A 21,463-nucleotide genomic window follows, 5' to 3' on the forward strand; every position below is an offset into this window, starting at 1 on the left:
GCAAGGGTGGTGGACAAGAGACATCCCTTCGCCGGTGCTAACCGGACAGGTTCAACGGGTGTGGATCTCAGCCGGCCCTCTGCGCGGCACCCCGTGTCGATTCACCAGCCTAGCTTTTTTGCCGTGCGGAAGGTGAAGGTGACGCGGCGGCGTTTACAGGCTTAAATACCGGATGCCCGGCCGTCCACGGGTGGTGGGCGGCCGGGCATCCGGGCGTTTCGTGTGCAGTGGCTTAGAGCTCCGAAGCGGGAACCCCAACACCCAGGATGATGGGCTCCTCCGCGGGCTTGCCGTTGCCTTGCCCGGTGGCACCTGCCTGGTCGGCTCCCGGCGCTTTTGCAGAATGTGAGTGCCCTGCCGCCGCAGCGGGGACATTCTCGCGGTGCTGGACGGAGGTCTCGTTGGCCGCACCCTGGGCACGGCTGGCGCTGCGGTTGCGGCGTGCCCGGCGCGGGCGGGACTGTTCCAGGGTGTGGTCGGAATAGTCCTTCTCCGGCACGGCAGGGGCAGCCTGGGGCTGCTCAGGCCCGGCCTGTGGAACAACCGCCTGCGGCGCCTCGGCCTGCGCAGCCCGGACCTGCTCCGGTTCCCGCTGCTCCAGTTCCTGCTCCCGCCGTCCGGGCTGCTCAGCCTTTTCTTCGGCAGCAGGCTCACCAAGGTGGGCGAAGGCTTCGGCGAGCCGGTCAAGCGTCAGGGCCGGCTTCGGCTGCTGCTCCTCCGCGTGCTCCACGAAGGGCAGGGCAACTTTCTCCCCGCCAAAGGTGAGGACGGCAGCGGGCCTGGAGGCGTCGCCGTCGTGCTTCTCCGGCTCTGCCGGCGCCGCGGGCTGGGCCTGCGGAGCCTGCCTTGCCGCGGCTACCTCGTCGTCGTGCAGGTGGGCGGCGTGTGCTGCCGCAGCGATGTTGGCCAGGGCAAGCCTGGTGGCTTCCGCCTTGGCGTGCCGCTCGGCGTCCGTGGGGTCGGGGTGGACGGTGTGCACGTGGACGGCTGCCGCGGGAGCAGCGTCCACCTGCTGGCCGCCGCGGCCGCGGCGCCGTTTCCGGTCAGGACGGACGCCGGGCTGGGTGCTGTCCCCACGCTGGGCCTCGGTGCGGTGGCTTTCGTTCCGGACGTCCGTGCGGGAGTCCGAGCGCTGCACATGGTGCTCCGCGGCCACAATATTGGCCCGGCGGTGCTCCACGGGGTCATCGTGGGTCACTACGCCGCGGCCGGCGCAGGCCTCGCACTGCTCGCCAAAGACTTCAAGGAGCCCGGTGCCCATCCGCTTGCGGGTCATCTGCACCAGGCCAAGGGACGTGACTTCGGCAACCTGGTGCTTGGTGCGGTCGCGGCCCAGGCACTCCACCATACGGCGGAGCACGAGGTCGCGGTTGGACTCGAGGACCATGTCGATGAAGTCGATGACGATGATGCCGCCGATGTCCCGCAGGCGGAGCTGGCGAACCACTTCCTCCGCGGCTTCCAGGTTGTTCTTGGTCACGGTCTCTTCGAGGTTGCCGCCGCTGCCGGTGAACTTGCCGGTGTTGACGTCCACCACGGTCATGGCCTCGGTGCGGTCAATCACCAGCGAGCCGCCGGAGGGCAGGAAGACCTTCCGTTCCAGTGCCTTGTGGATCTGTTCGTCGATCCGCCATGCGCTGAAGATGTCCTGGTCCTTGGTCCACTTCTCGAGGCGCCCCACCAGATCCGGGGCAACATACGTGACGTAGGCCTCGATGGTGTCCCAGGCTTCCTCGCCGGAGACGATCAGCTTGGAGAAGTCCTCGTTGAAGACGTCGCGGACCACCTTAATGGTGAGGTCCGGTTCGCCGTAGAGCAGCTCCGGGGCGAGGATCTTGGTGGACTTCGACTGGCTTTCGATGCCCTCCCACTGGGCCCGCAGCCGGTTGATGTCGTGGGTGAGCTCTTCCTCGGAGGCGCCTTCCGCGGCGGTCCGGACAATAACGCCGGCCTGCTCCGGGAGGCGGTCCTTGAGGATCCGCTTGAGGCGGTTGCGTTCGACGTCGGGCAGCTTGCGGGAGATGCCGGTCATGGAACCGCCGGGAACGAAGACCAGGTAGCGGCCCGGCAGTGAGATCTGGCTGGTCAGGCGCGCGCCCTTGTGGCCCACGGGGTCCTTGGTGACCTGGACCAGGACGGTATCGCCGGACTTGAGCGCGTTTTCAATGCGGCGCTGCTTGCCCTCGAGGTTCACGGCTTCCCAGTTGACTTCACCTGCGTACAGGACGGCGTTGCGGCCCCGTCCGATGTCCACGAACGCGGCCTCCATGGACGGCAGTACGTTCTGGACCTTGCCCAGGTAGACGTTGCCGATCAGGGAATCCTGCTGGGTCTTGGACACGAAGTGCTCGGCCAGGACGCCGTCTTCCAAAACGGCGATCTGGATTCTGTCATCGCGCTGGCGCACGATCATTTGCCGGTCCACGGACTCGCGGCGGGCCAGGAACTCGGCTTCGGTGATGACAGTGCGGCGGCGGCCGGTGTCGCGTGATTCGCGGCGGCGCTGCTTCTTGGCTTCCAGGCGGGTGGAGCCCTTGACGGACGTGACGCGGTTGTTCACTGCCGGTTCGCTCACGGCGCGGGGTGCGCGGACGCGGGTCACCGTGTTGGGGGGATCGTCGTCTCCCCCGCCCGTCAGTTCCAGGTCCTGGTCGCCACGGCGGCGGCGGCGACGACGGCGGGACGTCACGCCCTCGTCGGACTGTCCTGCGGATTCCTCGTCAGCGTCGTCGGCAGCATCGCTTTCGGCTTCAGGGCTTTCGGCGTCTTCGCCGTCCCGCTCACCGGTCCTGCTGCGGCCGCGGCGGCCGCGGCCACGGCGCCTCCGGCGGTTGCCGGCGTCGTCTGAATCGTCCTCTGTGTCCTCTTCTTCAACTTCTTCCGTGGCGGCAGGGGCGGGCCGCACAACGGCGCTGAGATCAGGGGCCTGGAACAGGACGGAGGTGGCGGAACCGGGTTCCATAAAGAGGGAGCCGAAGGGGCTGCCCGGGGCGGGAGCAGCGGCAGGCCCGGCTTCCGACTTCACAGCAGCACGAACCTGGCCCTGCGCGGGAGCGGCAGCATCCACCTCGCCCTGGGCAGGAGTGCCGGGGTCCTGCGCGGTTGCGGGTGCCGGAGCGGCAGGCTCCGGTGCGTCCGTCGCGGGTACGGTTGCCGGTTCAGCAACGGCTGGTGCGGCATCTCCGTCAGCAGGTGCGGCTTCAGCGGGGGCGGCCTCTGGCGCCGTCCCGGACTCTTCCGCCGCGGCCTCCACCGCCGGGGCGGAGGTCTTGCGGGTGGCAACCCGCCGGCGTCGAACAGGTTTTGCATCCTCCTCAGCGGCCGCTGAAGGCGCGCCGGCTGACGCAGCCTGCGCGCCGGCGTCGTCACTGGCAACGGCCGGGCCGGCTGCTTCCTCGGCGAAGGCCGGAAGCGGCTCGGCAGCCTCGACCTTCTTCCTGGAACGGCTCCGGCGGACGGGTGCCTTCGCCTCGGCGGCGTCAGTACCCGCAGGCACGTCCTGCGTGGCGGAACCGGCACTGGCGTCTGCCGGCACGGAGCCAGCGGTGATGCCTGCTTCGGCGGTCAGGGCGTCCCCGGCTTTGGGAGCGGCCTTTCGCCTGGTCCTTGTGGCCTTCTTCGGCTCGCCCTCGGCACCCGTGCCCGCTGCTTCATCATTAACGGCTAAAACTTGTTCATTATCCATATGTGGCAACACTCCTGCCCCTGACGTACCGCCACATCCGGTACCCATTGGGGCACATATTGTCAAAACCCGCAGGCGTTGACAGAAGTCAAGTGGATACCCCCAGGTTCGCACCGGCAGTGGGGTGCGGCAGCCCGTGGGGGCCGGCAGGATGTTCAAAAACCCGTTGTTCCACGTGCCACAACCAGGTGCCGCCCAATGGAGTTGCGGGAGGCTGGATCAACAAACCCAAAACCTGCGCTGCTCGTCATTGGCGGTCTTGCGAACAAGCCACCGGACCGGAGTCCGAATGTGGATCGGGTTCCAGCCACGTTCATTCTCTCACACCCGGACTATTCCACGGCGGAAGCTGCACCACCTGTTCCCCTTCCTGAAGGGTCTTGCCAGCCGCCGGCGTTACAATCGGGCAAGGAGCACCCGATGAAAAGGACGCCTTGCCAATGCCCAGCATTTCCCCCCTCAGCGGCACCCACGCGCCGGAACGGACTGTGGACCCGGACACCAGTGCGGCCGGAGCCCTCCCGCCCATGACCCGCAATCGGCCCCTCGGCTGGCTGTTGGTCATAACCGGCGTGGTCGGCTGGCTGGCCTCCGGAACGTTGGTCCTGGAGAAACTGGAAGTCCTCAAGGACCCCAACCACACCACTGTGTGCGACGTGAACCCGTGGATCTCCTGCGGCCAGGTGATGCAGACGTGGCAAAGCTCGCTGTTTGGCTTCCCCAACATGTTCATCGGCATCGTGGCGTTCGCGATCACCATAACGGTGGGAATGGCGCTGCTTGCGGGTGCCAATTTCGCCCGGTGGTACTGGCTGGGCCTGCAGGCCGGCGTCACGCTGGGCTTTGCGTTTGTGGTGTGGCTGTGGTCCCAGGCGCTGTACGCCATCCACATCCTGTGCCCGTTCTGCATGATTGTCTGGGCGGCGATGATTCCGCTGTTCGTGTGGGTGACCATCCGGAACATCAGCACCGGCGTGATCCCGGTGCCCGCCAAGGCCGCGCGGATCCTGGGCGACTCCGGCTGGATCATCACGGCACTGCTCTATGTGGCCGTCATCGCCACCATCTTCTTCGCCTTCATCCAGGTTTTCGCCGGAACGTCAGGGTTCTAGGTCCGCGCCAGTCCACAAGGATGACAGATAAGGCCGATGTTCACGAAGAACATCGGCCTTATCTGTCATCTCGGGAAGGTTGGCGGGGTCAGTCCTGGAACCAGATCTTGATCTCGCGCTCGGCGGAATCCGTGGAGTCGGAACCGTGCACCAGGTTCTGCTGGACCTTCAAGCCCCAGTCGCGGCCGAAGTCGCCGCGGATGGTGCCGGGGGCTGCCGTGGTGGGGTCGGTGGTGCCCGCCAGGGACCGGAAGCCCTCGATGACCCGGTGGCCCTCGAAGATGGCTGCAACAACGGGGCCGCTGAGCATGAATTCCACCAGGGGCTCGTAGAAGGGTTTGCCCACATGCTCCTCATAGTGCTGCTCCAGGAGTTCGCGCGAGGCATCAACCTTCTTGAGTTCGGCCAAGGTGTAGCCCTTGGCTTCGATCCGGGCCAGGATGGCGCCGGTGAGGTTACGGGCGACGCCGTCGGGCTTGATCAGGACGAGGGTGCGCTCAGTGGTCACAACTGCTCCAATGCGTTGGGATGGGTTTCGGGGACAAGTCTACGGGGCCAAGGCCGAACGGCTTCGGTCAGGGGGACTGCGGCTGCTGCCCCGGCCCCGACGCCGGCCCCGCCGCCTGGTCCGGGTGGGCGGCTTCCCACTCCGCCTGCTCGCGGGCGCGCTCCCCGGCCTCGCGGTCCAGCCGGATTCCGGTGCGGATGCCGTACCACCAGGCCGCTGCGAACAGGGTGCCCACCAGGAACATGGCGGGCTCGATGATGCCGGTGAGGATCAGGACGAGCTGCAGGATCCAGCCCAGCCCGATGCCCCAGGGCCGGGTGAGGAAGGTGCAGGCCACAATCATCACAACGCTGAGCCCGATCCCGACCCCCAGGATGAGGGCCGGCGGAAATTCCCCGCGCCGCAGCCCGAACACTGCCAGGGTGGCGAAGAACATAACGAATGCTTCCAGCAGCAGCACGGTGGATGCGAACATCACCTTCGTGGAGCGGCGCTTCTTAGGCATGCCCGGGCGCCATTCACGCTGCGCTTTGGTCAGCTTGGCCACTCAGGCCTCCGTCTTTCCGAGCAGGATCCGGGCCTCGGCTACCAGGGTGATGGAGCCCGTTACCAGGACTCCCCCGGACAGGTCGTCGTTTGCTTCGGCGCGTTCCACCGCCCACTCCAGTGCGTCGTCGAGCTTTTCTGCGATGTGCACATTGTCCTCGCCGAAACCGAGCTCAACCGCGAGTTCGGCCAGTTCCGCTGCGGGCACTGCGCGCGGGGAGTTCGACTGGGTGAAGCAGAACTCCTCCGCCATCCCGCCGAGCGACTCCTTGAGCTGCCGGAGGATCTCCTCGGCGTCCTTTTCCTTCAGCACGCCCACTACCGGAACCAGCCTGGTGAAGGTGAAGGCTTCCTGGAGGGCGGCAGCGGACGCCTTGATGCCGTCCGGGTTGTGTGCAGCGTCCACAATGATGGTGGGCGCGGTACGCACCACTTCAAGCCGGCCCGGCGACGTCACGTTGGCGAAGCCTTCCTGCAGCACCTCGAAGTCGAGTTCCTTTTCGCCCCCGAAGAACGCCTCAAGGGCGGCCACAGCCACCGCAGCGTTCTGCGCCTGGTGGGCGCCGTGCAGCGGTACCAGCAGTTCCGGGTAGCGCCCGGCGATGCCCTGGATGCTTACCACCTGCCCGCCCACCGCCACGGCCCGGGACTCCACGCCGAATTCCACGCCTTCGAAGCGGAACGGCACGCCCACCTCCTTGGCCTTCTCCAGCAGGACCTGCGCCGCGTCAAGGGGCTGGGCGGCGCTGATGAGGTAGCCGCCCGGCTTGATGATGCCGGCCTTTTCGTAGGCGATGTCCTCCGTGGTGTCACCCAGGAGGTCGGTGTGGTCCAGGGAAATGGGCGTGATAACGGAGACCTGCCCGTCGCCCACGTTGGTGGCATCGGTGATGCCGCCCAGGCCCACTTCGATGACGGCCACGTTCACCGGCTGGTCCGCGAAGATCGCGAAGCCCAGGATGGTGAGGCATTCGAAGTAGGTGAGCCGGGGCTGGCCCTCGGCCTCAAGCTCCGAGTCCACGATCTCCAGGTAGGGCCGGATTTCGTCCCAGATCCGGACGAAGGTCTCGTCGGAAACCGGGTGGCCGTCGATGCTGATCCGCTCCGTGACGTTGGACAGGTGCGGGCTGGTGTACCGTCCGGTGCTGAGGCCATGGGCCCGCAGCACGGATTCGATCATGCGTGCGGTGGAGGTCTTGCCGTTGGTGCCGGTGACGTGGATGATCGGGAACGCCTTGTTGGGCTCCCCCAGAACGTCCATGGCGCGGAACAGCGGCGCGAGGCGCGGCTCCATCTTGTTTTCCGGCGCCCGGCCCAGCAGTTCGGCGTAGACGCTCTCTACGGAAAATTCGTCAGTCATGGATCAGGCCTCCACTTTTTCGACGGCTACAGCCGGCTCGGCGGCGTCCGAGGGTTCTGCGGCCAGGTCCACGGTAAGGGTCTCGCCCTTGACCAGGTCGGCGTTGGCGAGCAGGGCGTCGACGACGTTCTGCCGGGCAGTCACCGTGGTCCGGATCCGGTCGCTGACGTTCAGTCCGGCGTCCTTGCGGGCCTGCTGGATGGCGCGGACCATGTCGCGGGCCAGTCCCTCGGCTTCCAGTTCGGGGGTGACCTCGGTGTTCAGGACCACGAAGCCGCCGCCGGGAAGGACTGCGGCAGCACGTGAACCGGCGCCGTCCGCGGACTCCGCCACCACGGTCTCCAGCGTGTACTCCTGCGGCTCGAGCTCGAGGCCGCCGGCGGTGACCACCCCGGCTTCGCTAATTGACCAGTCACCGGACTTTGAGCCCTTGATGGCCTGCTGGACGTTCTTGCCCAGGCGCGGGCCGGCGGCCCGGGCGTTGACCACGAGTTTCTGCTCGATGCCGAACTCCTCCGGGGACGCGTTTTCGGCGTCGAGCAGGCGGACCGAGCGCAGGTTCAGTTCATCGGCGACGACGCCGGCGAAGCCTCCCAGCGCATCCGCACCGGGTGCCACAACCGTGAGCTCCTGCAGCGGGAGGCGCACGCGCAGGTTCGCCGCCTTGCGCAGCGAGGAGCCGGTGGAGCAGATCTGCTGCACGCGGTCCATCGCCTCCACCAGTCCCGGGTTGGCCGGGAACAGGCCGGCGTCCGGCCAGTCAGCCAGGTGCACGGAGCGGCCGCCCGTGAGGCCGCGCCAGATCTCCTCGGAAACCAGCGGCAGCAGGGACGCAGCCACGCGGGCGACGGTTTCCAGCGCGGTGTAGAGCGCGTCGAACGCGTCAACGCTCTCGTCGAAGAACCGCTGCCGGCTGCGGCGGACGTACCAGTTGGTGAGCATGTCCAGGTAGCTGCGGAGGGCATCGCAGGCACCGGAGATGTCGTACTCGTCCAGGCGTTCCGTCATGGTGCCCACCAGTTCGCCGGTGTTGGCGAGCAGGTACTGGTCCAGGGTGTCGGCATAGCCGTCATAGCGCAGCTTCGCGTCATACCCGGCCGCTGTACCGTCAACTGCGTTGGAGGCGTTCGTGTACAGCGTGAAGAAGCTGTACACGTTCCACAACGGCAGGATGACCTGCCGGACGCCGTCGCGGATTCCCTGCTCGGTTACCACAAGGTTGCCGCCGCGGAGGATGGGGCTGGACATCAGGAACCAGCGCATCGCGTCCGAGCCGTCACGGTCCAGGACCTCGGAGACGTCGGGGTAGTTCCGCAGGCTCTTGGACATCTTCTGCCCGTCCGAGCCAAGCACGATGCCGTGGCTGATGACGTTGCGGAACGCCGGCCGGTCGAACAGGGCCGTGGAGAGGATGTGCAGCATGTAGAACCAGCCGCGGGTCTGGCCGATGTACTCCACGATGAAGTCGGCAGGGTTGTGGGTGTCGAACCACGCCTCGTTCTGGAAGGGGTAGTGCACCTGGCCGTAAGGCATGGAACCGGAGTCGAACCACACGTCCAGCACGTCCTCCACGCGGCGCATCACGGACTGGCCCTCTTCGGGGGTCCGGGGATCGTCCGGGTTGGGCCGGGTCAGTTCGTCGATGAACGGGCGGTGCAGGTCCACCTGGCCGTCCTTGTTCAGCGGCAGCCGGCCGAAGTCGGCCTCGATCTCCGCGAGCGAACCATACACATCCGTGCGGGGGTACTCGGGATCGCTGGACTGCCACACGGGGATGGGGCTGCCCCAGTAACGGTTGCGGCTGATGGACCAGTCACGGGCGTTTTCCAGCCACTTGCCGAACTGGCCGTCCTTGACGTTGCCCGGGATCCAGTTAATTTCCTGGTTCAGCTCGGACATGCGGTCCTTGAACTTGGTGACTTCCACGTACCAGGAGGACACGGCGCGATAAATCAGCGGGTTGCGGCAGCGCCAGCAGTGCGGGTAGCTGTGCTCATAGCTGGCCTGGCGGACCAGCCGTCCTTGGGCGCGCAGCACCTGCGTGATGGGCTTGTTAGCCTCGAATACCTGCAGGCCCACGATTTCGTGCAGGTCGCCGTGCTTGAACAGCGGCAGGAACTTGGCGCCTTCGTCCACGGAAAGGATGACCGGGATGCCGGCCTCCTCGCACACCTTCTGGTCGTCCTCGCCGTAGGCGGGGGCCTGGTGGACGATGCCGGTGCCGTCGGTGGTGGTGACGTAGTCGGCAGCCAGGAACCGCCACGCGTTTTCCATGCCGTACTTTTCGTTGTCTGCGAAGTCCTGCCACAGCGGCTGGTACTCCAGGCCTTCAAGTTCCGCGCCGGTGTGGGTGGACACCACGGCGGCCTGCGCGGCCTCGAAATCGTCGTAGCCGAGGTCCTTGGCGTAGCTGCCCACCAGGTCGGCCGCCAGGAGGAAGCTTCCCGTGACAGGCGCCTCCGCGGAGGCAGCCTTGATGCCGTTGGGGCCGGCCGGCAGCACGGCGTAGGTGATGGAAGGCCCGACGGCGAGCGCCGCGTTGGTGGGCAGCGTCCAGGGCGTCGTGGTCCAGGCGAGGGCCTGGACGCCGGCCAGCTGGCGCGACAGCTCGGATTTGCCCGCAGTGATGGGGAAGGTCACCGTGACGGTCTGGTCCTGGCGGTTCTTGTACACGTCGTCGTCCATGCGCAGCTCATGGTTGGACAGCGGCGTTTCGTCTTTCCAGCAGTACGGCAGGACCCGGTAGCCGTTGTAGGTGAGGCCTTTTTCGTGCAGCTGCTTGAACGCCCAGAGGACGGACTCCATGTACTCCACGTTGAGGGTCTTGTAGTCGTTGTCGAAGTCCACCCAGCGTGCCTGGCGGGTGACGTAGTTGCGCCATTCGTCGGCGTACTTCATCACCGAGGCGCGGCAGGCGTCGTTGAACTTGTCGATGCCCATGGCTTCGATCTGCGTCTTGTCCGTCATGCCCAGCTGCTTCATGGCTTCAAGTTCGGCGGGCAGCCCGTGGGTGTCCCAGCCGAAGCGGCGCTCCACGCGCTTGCCGCGCTGGGTCTGGTAGCGGCCCACCAGGTCCTTGGCGTATCCCGTCAGCAGGTGGCCGTAGTGCGGCAGTCCGTTGGCGAAGGGAGGGCCGTCATAGAAGACGAACTCGTTGCTGCCGGGCTGGCCGCCGGGGGCGTCCGCACTGCGCTGGTCGATGCTGGCCTGGAAGGTGCCGTCCTGGTCCCAGTACTTCAGGATGCGCTCTTCGATCTCCGGAAACTTCACGGAGGCGGAAACACCGGCACCGCCGGTGGACGACGCGCTGGCAGAAGTGGAGGCTGAGGCCTTGGGGTAATACGTCATGTCGACATCCTGGGTTGAGCTTGGCGAACTGCCGGCTTGCGCCGTGTTGTTCCGTTCAGGATGCGAGGACGGTTTGCCATGTTGTCCGCCGGACTCCACGCTTACCGCGGTACCACCTCACTTACCGGCGTTGCGCGTTCCCCGGAAGGAACAGGCGCCGCGACGGCCGCTCATTGACTGCTGTGACGGGCTTACCCGTCCGGTTCTACTGGCGCGGACGCGACGTATCAGTTCAATACGCCAGTCCGCGTGTTCTTCCGGAAGCTCACCGGTGATTGCCGGGTCATAGCCATCTCCGAGTCTACTATCGCCGCCGGTGCATCGCCATTCCGGCACCCTGGCCGGCGCGCAGCCCTGCTGCGCAATAGCGGCTCGGTGCCTAGACTCAAGCACATGGCCAATTCTGCACGGCTTCGGGCGGCTTTGCGCCCCGGCAGGGCTTACACATGGCTCTGGTTCCTCCTTACCGTGCCGCTGGTGGGCCTGTCGGTTCTCCGGGCCATCCCGGCGGTGTGGCCGTTGCGCGGCATCCAGCTGCTCGCCTTCACCCCGTGGCTGGCGGCGCCGGCCGCGGCGGCCCTCCTGCTGGCCCTGCTGGGACGGAACCGCTGGCATGCTGCTGTCAGCTCGGCGCTGCTGGCCTGCCTGGCCTTCTGGCTCTTCCCGCTCCCGGCAGGCAAGCGGGTACCCGGTGACGGGCCGACAGTGGAGCTAAGGGTAATGACCTTCAACTCGAAGCTCGGCCAGGCCGACGCCCGCACGGTTGTCCGCCTGGTCCGGGAGAACCGGATCGATGTCCTTGCCGTCCAGGAGCACTCCCAGGCGTTCCAGGAGCGCCTCGCTGCCGAAGGCCTGGCCGCGCTACTGCCGGAAAGCGTGACGGATCCCGCCGATAACGCCGGCGGCAGCGCCGTGTACTCGCGGTTCCCCCTTGAGGAAACCGGGCGGGTTGGCGGCACTGCTTTCCGGATGCCCATCCTACGGATTACCGTCACGTCGCAGGGCAGGGCCGGGGTGCTGGAAGTGACCAATGTCCATACCCGGGCACCGGTGGAGCACATGGCAGGGCAATGGCGCGGTGACCTGGCCGCCGTTGGAAGGGTGGCCGCCGGCGGCGGGAGCAGGCTCCTCATCGGAGACTTCAACGCCACCTACGATCACGCCGAGTTCCGCAGCCTCCTGCGCGGCGGGGATGGTCAGGGACTTGTGGACGTGGGCGTTGCGGCCGGCGCACGGCTGGTGCCCACCTGGCCCATGGACGGGCAGCTGCTGCCCGGCGTCACCATCGACCATGTTGTGACGAGCCCGGACATATGGAGTTCCAGCTACGCGGTGCACCGGGTGGACGGAAGCGACCATGCGGCGATCACGGCGGTCCTGGACGTCCCCGCCCGCTGATCCCCGGAGCCCGGCCCGCCGGCGGGCCGGGCCACCGCGGTCAGTTCTTGCGGATCAGTTTGTAGTTTGCGGCCTGGGCCACGGGGCGGATCACAATCTGGTCCAGGTTCACGTGGTGCGGAGCAGTCACCGCGTAGCGGACCACATCAGCTACGTCGCCCGCCGTGAGCGGCTTTTCGACCCCCTGGTAGACCTTGTCAGCGGCCTGCCGGTCACCGAGCCGGTTCACAGCGAACTCCTCGGTCTGGACCAGCCCGGGCGCCACCTCGATCACGCGGACATTGTGCTCGGCCTCTTCCAGGCGGAGCGCCCCCGTCATGGCGTGCTGGGCGAATTTCGCCGCGTTGTAGCCGCCCCCGCCCTCATAGGCCGCCAGCCCCGCGGTCGAGGTGAGGTTGAGCACCGTCCCTTCGCCGTTGGCACGCAGCATCGGCAGGAACGCCCGCGTGAGTTTCATGGTGCCCAGCACGTTGACCCGGTACATCCAGTCCCAGTCCTCGGTGTCGGCTGAAGCGATGGTGTCGGCACCCCTGGCACCGCCTGCGATGTTGATCAGCGTGTCGATGCCGCCCGCTTCGGCCACCTGCGCCACAAGCCGGGACACGTCGTCGTCCTCCGAAATGTCAGCGGGGACGGCGACAGCACCCGTTTCCTCCGCCAACGCGGCGAGGCGGTCTGCGCGGCGCGCCACGGCAAATACGGTCCACCCGTCCGCCGCGAGGGCGCGGACGGTGGCCTCCCCGATTCCGCTGCTTGCGCCGGTCACCACTGCTGCTTTTTTCTGTGAAACGTCAGTCATGGCACCACCCTAGCGGGGGCCACCGAACGGCCGCCTCCTGATGAGTCGCCGGATGAACCGCGGCCCGGGCGGGCGCCTCAGGGACGCGGGGCGGGTGGACGCGGCGGGACATGAAACAATTGGCAGATGGCTGAAGACAAACAGGGTACAGACACGCCCACCACCGCCCCCATCAACGTTCCGGACAAGCCGGCCCTCGAGGGCCTCGAAGCTGCCCTCACGCAGCGCTGGCTGGCCGAGGGAACCTACAAGTTCCGCAGGGAGACAACCCGGGACCAGGTCTACTCGATCGACACTCCCCCGCCCACCGCTTCCGGTTCACTGCACGTGGGGCACATGTTCTCCTACACGCAGACTGACGTGCTGGCGCGCTACCAGCGCATGACCGGCAAAAACGTCTTCTACCCGATGGGCTGGGACGACAACGGCCTGCCCACCGAACGCCGGGTGCAGAACTTCTACGGGGTCCGCTGCGACCCCTCCATCCCGTACAACCCTGACTACCGGCCGCCGGCGCAGCCTGCCAAGAACCAGCGGGACTTCGACGTCGTCTCCCGCCGGAACTTCATCGAGCTCTGTGAAGAGCTGGCGGTGGAGGACGAGAAGGTCTTCGAGAACCTGTTCCAGACACTCGGCCTGTCCGTCGACTGGGAGCTGACCTACCGCACCATCGACGACAACTCGCGGGCGGTCTCGCAGCGCGCGTTCCTGGCGAACCTGGCGGCGGGCGACGCCTACATGGCGGAGGCACCCACCCTTTGGGACGTAACGTTCCGTACCGCGGTGGCCCAGGCCGAACTCGAGGACCGCGAAGTCCCCGGAGCGTACTACCGCTACCCGTTCTTCACCGAGGACGGGCAGAAGATCCACATCGAGACCACCCGACCCGAACTGCTGGCCGCCTGTGCCGCGCTGGTGGCAAATCCCGACGACGAACGGTACCAGCCGCTGTTCGGCAAGAAGGTCACGTCCCCCCTCTTCGGCGTCGAGGTTGAGGTCAAGGCCCATCCGCTCGCCAAGGCGGACAAAGGGTCCGGCATCGCGATGGTGTGTACGTTCGGTGACCTGACCGACGTCACCTGGTGGCGCGAACTGCAGCTGCCCACCCGCGCCATTGTTGGCCGGGACGGCCGGATCGTCAGCGAGGCTCCGGAGTGGATCACCACGGACATCGGCCGTGAAGCCTTCGCCGCGATTGCCGGCAAGACGGTCTTCAGCGCCAAGGAAGAGGTGGTGAAACTCCTCGCCGCCGCTGACCTGCTCGAGGGCGAGCCCAAGAAGATCATGCACCCCGTGAACTTCTACGAAAAAGGCGACAAGCCCCTGGAAGTGGTGACGTCCCGCCAGTGGTACATCCGCAACGGCGGCCGCGATGAGGACCGCCGGGAGCGGCTTATTGCCCGGGGCCGGGAGATCGACTTCCACCCTGCCTTCATGCGTTCCCGCTACGAGAACTGGATTTCGGGACTCAATGGTGACTGGCTGGTGTCCCGCCAGCGTTTCTTCGGCGTGCCCATCCCGGTCTGGTACCCGCTGGATGCTGACGGCAACCCGGACTACGACTCCCCCATCGTGCCCTCCGACGAGCAGTTGCCCGTGGACCCGGCGGCGGACGCTGCGCCCGGCTTCGATGAAGGCCAGCGCGATGTTCCCGGGGGCTTCACCGGTGACGCGGACATCCTGGACACCTGGGCCACCTCCTCCTTGACGCCCAAGATCGTGGGCGGCTGGAAGCGCGACGAAGACCTCTTCGCCAAGGTGTTCCCCTTCGATGTCCGGCCCCAGGGCCACGACATCATCCGGACCTGGCTGTTCTCTTCGGTGGTGCGCGCCGACGCTTTGGAAAACAGCGCGCCGTGGAAGCACGCCGCCATCTCCGGCTGGATCCTTGACCCGGACCGCAAGAAGATGTCCAAGTCCAAGGGCAACGTGGTGGTGCCCACCGACGTGCTGGAGGAATACGGCTCGGACGCCGTCCGGTATTGGGCCGCCTCCGCCAAGCTCGGGGCCGACACCGCCTATGAAATTGCGCAGATGAAGATCGGCCGCCGCTTGGCAATCAAGCTGCTGAATGCCTCCAAGTTCGTCCTGAACCTGGGCGCCACTGAGGACTCGGTGCTTTCGGAAGACCTCTCCCTGCTCAGCAATCCGCTGGACCGGGCGGTCCTGGCACAGCTCGCCGACGTTGTGGCCCAGTCCACGAAGGCCTTCGAGAACTACGACTACGCACGGGCACTGCAGATCACGGAGAGCTTCTTCTGGCAGTTCACCGACGACTACGTGGAACTCATCAAGGACAGGGCCTACGGCGCCGCGGGCGAAGCGGAACAGGCCTCGGTGCTTGCAGCACTGGCCACCACCCTGGACGCCCTGCTGCGGCTCTTTGCCCCGTTCCTGCCTTTTGCCACGGAAGAGGTGTGGAGCTGGTGGCGCAAGGGCTCGGTCCACCGCGCCGAGTGGCCGGCCGCCCTGGCGGTGCCGGATGGCGACACCACCATGCTCGCAACCGTCGGTGTTGCCCTCAGCGGTGTCCGCAAGGCCAAGTCCGAAGCCAAGGTGAAGCAGCGCACGGAGGTCCTGTCCGCCACCATCACGGCTCCTGTTGGACTGGCAGGGCAATTGAACGCCGGCCTGGCCGACCTGAAGGCAGCCTCCAATGCCCGCGAAATCTCAGTAGTGGTAGGCGAGGGTGACCTGAGCGTGACCGACGTGGAACTGGCCGCCACGGAGGAACCGGCAAAAGCCTAGCTGCATTAGCCACGCCCTGTTTTTGGGCAAAGGGGAAGCCCCATCAGCGTTTTGCCGTTGGTGGGGCTTCGACTTTTCGGCCATCCGGTGACGACTTGATGGTCTGGCAGAATCCTCGGATCTTCAGGTCTTCCTACGTTCGTCACTTGTAGCTTGCATCCTGACTTTGCCGATGGCTGCGTCGAATGCATATCACTGAATCTTTGGTTTCTACGTCCCACTTCTTTCGAAGTGGGTAAGAACTATTGTTGTCCCGCCCATCCCCATGCGCAAGAGCCCCGGCAGAACTACAAACGAGTAGTTCAGCCGGGGCTCCTGGCACTCCTGTCCGGCCCTGCCGGAGGGACCGGACCTCAGTTGAATTCCGGGCGTTCGGTCCTGCTCCGCTTCAGCTCGAAGAAATGCGGGTAGGAAGCGATCGCGGTGGTGGCATCCCAGAGCTTGCCGGCATCCTCGCCACGCGGAATCCGGGTGAGTACGGGGCCGAAAAAGGCGGTTCCGTTGAAGGCCACCACCGGCGTTCCAACGTCCTGGCCCACCAGGGCGATGCCTTCCTCATGGCTGGCCCGGAGCTGGGGGTCGTAGGCATCGGTGGTGGCCGCCCCGGCCAGTGATGCGGGAAGGCCGCACTCAGCGAGTGCTTTGCTGATCACCACGTCGCGGTCCTTTTCGCCCTGTTCATGGATCAGCGTGCCCATGGCGTCGTAGAGCGCCTTGACCGTGCCCTTGCCGTGCTGCTTCTGGGCGGCGGTGATCACACGGACCATGCCCCAGGCATTGTCCATGGATTCCCGGTAGCCCGGCTCAAGGTCGCGGCCTTCGTTGAGGACGGCCAGGCTCATGACGTGCCATTCAGTCGCGATGTCGCGGACGCTTTCCACCTCGCCGATCCAGCGCGAGGTAATCCAGGCGAAGGGGCACAACGGATCGAACCAAAAGTCGGCCTTGTTCCTTGCGGTTTCAGTCATGGGGAATTCCTTCGCTGGTCTCAGTGGCACAGGACAGCCACGACATGTAAGGGGTACTGCGGGGAACGGCGCTGTGCCAGGAGTCAGGCAGACTTACGGCGTTTTGCGACGTGGGGAATTATGGTTGGCTCGGCGCCCTTCAGGACGACGTCCTCTGTGATGACCACGCTGGCAACGTCCTCCCGGCTGGGGAGATCGAACATGACGGGAAGCAGCACTTCCTCCATGATGGCCCGCAGTCCGCGGGCCCCGGTGCCGCGCTCCAAGGCTTGGTCGGCGATGGCGTTGAGGGCGGTTTCATCAAAAACCAGCTCTACGCCGTCGATTTGGAACATCTTCTGGTACTGCTTCACCAGGGCGTTCTTCGGCGTGGACAGGATCTGGATCAGGGCGTCGCGGTCCAGGTTGGAGACGGTGGTGATCACGGGGAGACGGCCAATGAACTCGGGGATCAGGCCGAATTTCAGCAGGTCCTCGGGCATCACTTCACCGTAGGAGTCCACCTTCTTGCTGGCCTCGTTGAGGGGCGCGCCGAAACCGATGCCCTTCCGGCCGGACCTCGAACCGATGATCTCCTCCAGCCCGGCGAACGCGCCTGCCACGATGAAGAGGACATTGGTGGTGTCGATCTGGATGAATTCCTGGTGCGGGTGCTTCCGGCCGCCCTGCGGCGGGACGGAGGCGACAGTGCCTTCCAGGATTTTCAGGAGCGCCTGCTGGACACCTTCGCCGGACACGTCGCGTGTGATGGAGGGGTTCTCGCTCTTGCGGGAAATCTTGTCGATCTCGTCGATGTAGATGATGCCCTGCTCAGCCTTCTTGACGTCGTAGTCCGCGGCCTGGATGAGCTTAAGGAGGATGTTCTCCACGTCCTCCCCGACGTAGCCGGCCTCGGTCAGGGCAGTTGCATCAGCCACCGCAAAGGGCACATTCAGGCGGCGGGCGAGGGTCTGGGCGAGGTAGGTCTTGCCGCAACCCGTGGGCCCGATAAGGAGGATGTTGGACTTGGCGATCTCAACGTCGTCGTGGTGGCCGCCGTCGGCGAGGCTTCCCGACTTGGGTGCGTGGCCAGCCTGGATCCGCTTGTAGTGGTTGTAGACAGCGACGGCGAGGGAGCGCTTTGCGGGCTCCTGGCCGATGACGTATTCCTGCAGGAAGTCGAAGATTTCGCGGGGCTTGGGCAGTTCGAAGCTGCCCAGGTCGGCGACTTCCGCCAGTTCCTCTTCGATGATCTCGTTGCACAGCTCAATGCACTCATCGCAGATGTAGACACCGGGCCCGGCTATGAGCTTGCGCACCTGCTTCTGGCTCTTTCCGCAGAAAGAGCACTTCAGCAGATCCGTGCTCTCGCCAATCCGAGCCATATGTGAACCCCTTAGTATCTTGCTGCCTGGCAGCCTTGCACCGTTGCTGGAATCTCCACCAGCCTGCATGGACCGGTTGTGACAACATCCACTCTAGGTCACATTCGCGTCCGAGGGTGGAAGGAAAAGGCCGGTGGTGCCAAATGATTGGCGCCACCGGCACTTTGCTTTTCGGCTACCTGGTGATTGCCTGCGGTTTGATCTTGCGGGAGTCCAGGACCTGGTCGATCAGGCCGTACGCCTGTGCTTCTTCCGCGGTCAGGATCTTGTCGCGCTCGATGTCGTTGTTGACCTGCTCCGACGTCCGTCCGGAGTGGTGGGCCAGGGTGTCCTCGAGCCAGGAGCGCATGCGCATGACTTCGGCTGCCTGGATCTCAAGGTCTGAGGCCTGTCCGCCCTGGCCGCCGGAAAGGGCCGGCTGGTGGATCAGGACGCGGGCGTTGGGCAGCGCAAGCCGCTTGCCCGGGGTTCCGGCGGCGAGCAGGACGGCAGCGGCGCTGGCCGCCTGGCCCAGGCACACGGTCTGGATCTCGGGGCGGATGTACTGCATGGTGTCGTAGATGGCCGTCATGGCCGTGAAGGAACCGCCGGGCGAGTTGATGTAAAGGGTGATGTCGCGGTCTGGATCCGTGGACTCCAGGACCAGCAGCTGGGCCATGACGTCATCGGCCGAGGCGTCATCCACCTGGACACCGAGGAAGATGATGCGGTCCTCGAAGAGCTTGGTGTACGGGTCCTGGCGCTTGAAGCCGTACGGCGTGCGTTCCTCGAACTGGGGCAGGACGTAGCGGCTGGACGGAAGATTACCGGCAGACCACCCGAAGTTGTAGTTCATGTTCTTTGCTCCTGATCTGAGTGTTCTTGGTGCCGGGTTAGTTCTGTGAAGCTGGCTCGCCGGAGGAGCCGTTGGAGGTTCCGCCACCGCCGGCCACCGAGCCGGCGTGCGCGGCGATCTTGTCGAAGAAGCCGTACTCCAGGGCCTCCTTCGCCGTGAACCACTTGTCACGGTCGTTGTCCTTGAGGATGGTCTCGACGGTCTGGCCGGTCTGCTCGGCGGTCAGTTCCGCCATGACCTTCTTCATGTGCAGGATGAGCTCGGCCTGGATCTTGATGTCCGAGGCGGTGCCGCCGATGCCGCCGGAGGGCTGGTGCATCAGGACGCGGGCGTTGGGGGTGGCGTACCGCTTGCCCTTGGTGCCGGAGGAAAGCAGGAACTGTCCCATGGAGGCGGCCAGGCCGGTGGCTACCGTGACGACGTCGTTGGGGATGAACTGCATGGTGTCGTAGATGGCCATGCCCGCCGTCACCGAGCCGCCCGGGGAGTTGATGTAGAGGTAGATGTCCTTGTCCGGGTTCTCCGCGGACAGCAGGAGCAGCTGCGAGCAGATAGCGTTGGCGTTGTCGTCACGCACCTCTGAGCCCAGCCAGATGATCCGCTCTTTCAGGAGCCGGTTGTAGATGTAATTGTCCTGGGCTGCGGGATCGACAGTCGCCATCCGGGGGGACTCTGGGTTCTGTGACATGTGTATATACCTCTCGCTGGTGACGGTGACATCACTGAAAATCACTACTTGGACACTAACCGGTTTCAGCGTTGTTTTGTTCGCGCATCCGCGGCTGTTCGCTGACGGCGCACGATCGGCCGGACCGGCGCGGAGCGGCAGGATCAAACGCAGACAGCCCCCGGATCGGATGATCCGGGGGCTGTCCACAAAGTGGCTCTGAGGCCTAGGCCTTGGCCTCTGCCTTGTCGTCCTCAACGGCTGCGTCAGCGGTCTCAGCCTCGGCCTCAACAGCTTCGGCCGCGGGAGCTTCCTCTTCGCCGCCGGGACGGACGAAGTCGCTCAGGTCAACGGCCTTGCCCTCGGTGTCGGTGACCTCGGCCTGGCCCAGTACGACGGCCAGTGCCTTGCGGCGGCGGACCTCGGAAACCATCATCGGAACCTGGCCGCTCTGGTCAATGATCTGGGCAAACTGGTTGGGGTCCATGCCGTACTGGCTGGCGGTGGTGACGATGTAGTCGATCAGCTCGTTCTGGCTGACGTTGACTTCTTCCTTCTCGGCAATGGCGTCAAGGATGATTTCGTTCTGGAAGGCACGGGCGGTGTTGGCGCGGACCTCTTCGCGGTGCTCCTCGGTGTCGTGCTCGCCTTCACCGTGTCCGTTGCCCTCCTTGAAGTGGGCCTCGAGCTGCTCTTCAACCACGGAATCCGGAACCGGAACCTCCACCAGCTCAACGAGCTTGTCCAGGACCTTGTCGCGGGCCTCGACGCCCTGCTCCACGATCTTGGAGTCGGCTGCCTGCTTGGCAAGGTCTTCGCGGAGCTCGGCAAGGGTGTCGAACTCGGAAGCAAGCTGGGCGAAGTCGTCGTTCGCCTCCGGGAGTTCGCGCTCCTTGACGGCCTTGACGACAACCTTGACCTGGGCGGCTTCGCCGGCGTGGTCTCCGCCCACAAGGGTGGTCTCGAAGATGGCGTCTTCGTCCGCGCTGAGGCCCGTAACGGCTTCGTCGAGCCCTTCGAGCATGGTGCCTGCGCCCACCTGGTAGGACAGGCCGGAAGCGGAATCAACCTCTTCGCCGTCGATGGTGGCGGTGATGTCGATGGTGAGGAAGTCGCCATCCGCCGCGGGGCGGTCTACGGACTTGAGGGTGCCGAAGCGGCCGCGGAGCTCGTCGAGGGCCTTGTCCACGTCCTCATCGGAGGACTCTGCCGCTGCAACCTCAACCTTGATGCCGGCGTAGTCCGGGAGTTCGATTTCGGGGCGGACGTCCACCTCGGCAGCGAACTTCAGCCCGCCGTCCGTTGCGGAGGGGTCCGGAACCTCGGTGATCTCAACCTCGGGGCGGCTCAGGGGGCGGATGCCGGATTCCTGCACGGCGGCCTGGTACCAGCCATTGAGGCCTTCGTTGATGGCAGTCTCCAGGACGTAGCCGCGGCCGACGCGCTGGTCGATGAGCTTGGCGGGGACTTTGCCCTTACGGAAGCCCGGGACCTGGATCTGCGAAGCAACGGTCTTGTAGGCCGAGTCGATGCTGGGCTTCAATTCCTCAAAGGGGACCTCAACATTGAGCTTGACCCGCGTGGGGGTGAGGTTCTCGACAGCGCTCTTCACGGTCTAAGTACTCCTGGGATTGTGGGATGGGTTTCTGCAAACGCAATGTTTTGTCCAGGCCGAGTGGTCCGGGCCGCAGAGTCGGGGTGACAGGATTTGAACCTGCGACTTCCTGCTCCCAAAGCAGGCGCTCTAGCCAAGCTGAGCTACACCCCGTTAGTGCACAGGCAAGTCTACGGTGATCGGCGCCCTGTTTGCACATTTGACACGTAGCCCATGGATTAGGTTTAGTTGTATCCGGCTTGAACAGCCAGCCCGGAATTGCAGGCCTGCTAATATTGCAGATGCGGTTCTTCCGGGGACGTAGCTTAATGGTAAAGCCTCAGTCTTCCAAACTGATTACGCGGGTTCGATTCCCGTCGTCCCCTCCAATCAAAAAGGCCCCTCAGCGAGGGGCCTTTTTGTGTTAAGGCTTTCGTGCCAACTCAGGGACCAGCGGCAGCACGCCGTGGAACGCCATCCCCAACTGAGTGAGCGTCGCCGCAAAACCCCCATTAAGTGAGAGAGCGTTGC

At 65.4% G+C, this 21,463-nt stretch carries 14 protein-coding genes, 2 tRNA genes and 1 riboswitch; of the genes, 4 read left to right on the top strand and 12 right to left on the bottom strand.

What is annotated here, in order from left to right:
• Positions 1–6: 6 nt before the first annotated feature.
• A riboswitch (TPP riboswitch) is annotated at positions 7–104 on the bottom strand.
• Positions 105–232: 128 nt separating this feature from the next.
• Entirely contained in the window at positions 233–3,685 is a 3,453-nt protein-coding gene (locus tag FHJ30_RS11635; protein ID WP_139029447.1) for an Rne/Rng family ribonuclease, read from the bottom strand.
• A gap of 440 nt (positions 3,686–4,125) precedes the next feature.
• Here FHJ30_RS11635 and FHJ30_RS11640 point away from each other — a divergent pair, with 440 nt between their 5' ends.
• Positions 4,126–4,797 carry a vitamin K epoxide reductase family protein gene (locus FHJ30_RS11640; RefSeq protein ID WP_139029448.1) on the top strand — a complete coding sequence of 224 codons (672 nt, stop codon included), beginning with the start codon at positions 4,126–4,128 and terminating at the stop codon, positions 4,795–4,797.
• Positions 4,798–4,885: 88 nt separating this feature from the next.
• Here the strand turns inward: FHJ30_RS11640 and ndk are convergent, their stop codons facing one another.
• The 4 genes from ndk to ileS form a co-directional block, all read right to left on the bottom strand.
• Entirely contained in the window at positions 4,886–5,305 is a 420-nt protein-coding gene (gene ndk / locus FHJ30_RS11645; protein WP_104045198.1) for a nucleoside-diphosphate kinase, read from the bottom strand.
• Positions 5,306–5,372: 67 nt separating this feature from the next.
• Positions 5,373–5,852 carry a DUF4233 domain-containing protein gene (locus FHJ30_RS11650; RefSeq protein WP_139029449.1) on the bottom strand — a complete coding sequence of 160 codons (480 nt, stop codon included), beginning with the start codon at positions 5,850–5,852 and terminating at the stop codon, positions 5,373–5,375.
• Complete coding sequence (locus tag FHJ30_RS11655; protein ID WP_139029450.1) at positions 5,853–7,211, bottom strand: folylpolyglutamate synthase/dihydrofolate synthase family protein; 1,359 nt, start codon at positions 7,209–7,211, stop codon at positions 5,853–5,855. It abuts the gene before it with no gap.
• A 3-nt stretch (positions 7,212–7,214) separates the two neighbouring features.
• The gene (gene ileS / locus FHJ30_RS11660; RefSeq protein ID WP_139029451.1) at positions 7,215–10,559 is read right to left on the bottom strand and encodes an isoleucine--tRNA ligase; all 3,345 of its coding nucleotides are present in this window, start codon (positions 10,557–10,559) and stop codon (positions 7,215–7,217) included.
• A 393-nt stretch (positions 10,560–10,952) separates the two neighbouring features.
• Between ileS and FHJ30_RS11665 the strand changes: the two genes are divergently transcribed.
• Entirely contained in the window at positions 10,953–11,957 is a 1,005-nt protein-coding gene (locus FHJ30_RS11665; protein WP_139029452.1) for an endonuclease/exonuclease/phosphatase family protein, read from the top strand.
• A 40-nt stretch (positions 11,958–11,997) separates the two neighbouring features.
• Here the strand turns inward: FHJ30_RS11665 and FHJ30_RS11670 are convergent, their stop codons facing one another.
• Positions 11,998–12,756 (bottom strand): SDR family oxidoreductase, encoded by a 759-nt coding sequence (locus FHJ30_RS11670; protein ID WP_139029453.1) that lies wholly within the window; start codon positions 12,754–12,756, stop codon positions 11,998–12,000.
• A gap of 126 nt (positions 12,757–12,882) precedes the next feature.
• Here FHJ30_RS11670 and valS point away from each other — a divergent pair, with 126 nt between their 5' ends.
• Positions 12,883–15,504, top strand: coding sequence for a valine--tRNA ligase (gene valS / locus FHJ30_RS11675; protein ID WP_139029454.1), 2,622 nt, complete (start codon positions 12,883–12,885; stop codon positions 15,502–15,504).
• A gap of 353 nt (positions 15,505–15,857) precedes the next feature.
• Here the strand turns inward: valS and FHJ30_RS11680 are convergent, their stop codons facing one another.
• From FHJ30_RS11680 to FHJ30_RS11705, 6 genes are all read right to left on the bottom strand, one after another.
• On the bottom strand, positions 15,858–16,472 hold the full coding sequence (locus FHJ30_RS11680; protein ID WP_139029455.1) for a DsbA family protein: 615 nt from the start codon (positions 16,470–16,472) through the stop codon (positions 15,858–15,860).
• A gap of 83 nt (positions 16,473–16,555) precedes the next feature.
• On the bottom strand, positions 16,556–17,836 hold the full coding sequence (gene clpX, locus FHJ30_RS11685) for an ATP-dependent Clp protease ATP-binding subunit ClpX (protein ID WP_139029456.1): 1,281 nt from the start codon (positions 17,834–17,836) through the stop codon (positions 16,556–16,558).
• Positions 17,837–18,011: 175 nt separating this feature from the next.
• Positions 18,012–18,671: an ATP-dependent Clp protease proteolytic subunit gene (locus FHJ30_RS11690; protein WP_139029457.1), complete on the bottom strand. Its 660-nt coding sequence runs from the start codon at positions 18,669–18,671 to the stop codon at positions 18,012–18,014.
• A 37-nt stretch (positions 18,672–18,708) separates the two neighbouring features.
• Complete coding sequence (locus FHJ30_RS11695; protein WP_139029483.1) at positions 18,709–19,332, bottom strand: ATP-dependent Clp protease proteolytic subunit; 624 nt, start codon at positions 19,330–19,332, stop codon at positions 18,709–18,711.
• Between the two features lie 232 nt (positions 19,333–19,564).
• On the bottom strand, positions 19,565–20,950 hold the full coding sequence (gene tig, locus FHJ30_RS11700; protein WP_139029458.1) for a trigger factor: 1,386 nt from the start codon (positions 20,948–20,950) through the stop codon (positions 19,565–19,567).
• An 81-nt stretch (positions 20,951–21,031) separates the two neighbouring features.
• Positions 21,032–21,106: transfer RNA gene (locus FHJ30_RS11705), tRNA-Pro, on the bottom strand.
• 141 nt (positions 21,107–21,247) lie between these two features.
• On the opposite strand from FHJ30_RS11705, the gene FHJ30_RS11710 reads away from it, so the two are divergent.
• Positions 21,248–21,321 (top strand) — tRNA-Gly (locus tag FHJ30_RS11710).
• Positions 21,322–21,463: the final 142 nt, after the last annotated feature.

The sequence above is a fragment of the Arthrobacter sp. BB-1 genome, assembly GCF_006151685.1.
Classification (GTDB): domain Bacteria; phylum Actinomycetota; class Actinomycetes; order Actinomycetales; family Micrococcaceae; genus Arthrobacter.